The organism is Tepidimonas fonticaldi, from assembly GCF_007556755.1.
In the GTDB taxonomy this organism is placed as follows: domain Bacteria; phylum Pseudomonadota; class Gammaproteobacteria; order Burkholderiales; family Burkholderiaceae_C; genus Tepidimonas; species Tepidimonas fonticaldi.
The window spans coordinates 1-1146 of record NZ_VJOO01000074.1; the positions used below are offsets into that span (position 1 = coordinate 1).

Consider the following 1146-nt stretch of genomic DNA (forward strand, 5'->3'; position numbering starts at 1 on the left):
GGCGGAGTCAATAATCAAGTGCAACACCCCTGATCTGCCTTGTACCCGACCCTGCCGCCGACCCATGGGAACCCGCTACCAGCACTTGAGCGCCGAAGAGCGCGCCACCATCATGATCATGCTGCAGCAGGGCTGCTCGGCTCGCAGCATTGCCCGCACGCTGCAACGCTCGCCGTCGACGATCACGCGCGAGATCCGGCGAGCGCTGGACTGGCCGCAGCGCGCGGCCTTCGTGCCGGCAGGCAGCAGCACTTATGACGCGCGGGCAGCCGGGGCGCGTGCCCATGTGATGCGGCTCAAGCGCCGACGCAGCCGCAAGCTCTCCGAAGACGGTGTGCTCTTCGGCGTGGTGCACCACTTCCTGCTGGAGGGCTGGTCGCCGTCTCAGATTGCCGGCACACTCAAGCGCATGTGGCCCGACGATCCGGATCGCCGCGTCTCGCACGAGACCATCTACAACTGCATCTACGCGATGCCGCGCGGTGAGCTGCGCAAGGAACTCATCGCCTGTCTGAGGCGTGCGCAAGCCAAGCGCATGCCGCGCTCGCGAGGCCAGGACCGGCGTGGCCAGCTGCCCGAGGCGGTCAGCATCCACCTGCGTCCGCCCGAGGCCAACGAGCGGGCTTTCCCGGGGCACTGGGAAGGCGATCTGCTCAAGGGGGCGGCCAACCGCTCGGCCGTTGGGGTGTTGGTCGAGCGCAGCTCGCGTCTGGTGATGCTGGCCAAGCTCAAGGATGCCACGGCAGCCTCGGCCCTGGAGGGCTTCACCGCCAAGCTGCGCAGCATTGCTGAGCCGATGCGCAAGACCCTGACCTACGACCGCGGCAAGGAAATGGCGCGCCACCCGGAGCTGACTGAGGCCACCGGCATCCGGGTCTACTTCTGCGACCCGCGCAGTCCGTGGCAGCGGGGCAGTTGCGAGAACATCAACGGTCTGCTGCGCCAGTACCTGCCCAAGGGCACGGACCTGTCGGTCTACAGCCAGGAAGAGCTCGATGCGATCGCCGACCGGCTCAACAACCGCCCGCGCGCCATCCACGGCTTCTACCCTCCGATCGCGGTCTACCAGGCCATGCTGCAGAAGGCCACCCAAGCCAGCCACTCCCTTCAGTGATTCCACCGTTGCACTTGGTGGTTGACACCGCC

General features: G+C 67.1%; 1 protein-coding gene. It reads left to right on the forward strand.

The annotated features are described in order from the left end of the window. Nucleotides 1-64 precede the first annotated feature (64 nt). Nucleotides 65-1114, forward strand: a complete 1050-nt coding sequence (locus Tfont_RS14360) for an IS30 family transposase (protein WP_143969933.1) — start codon at nt 65-67, stop codon at nt 1112-1114. Nucleotides 1115-1146 lie beyond the last annotated feature (32 nt).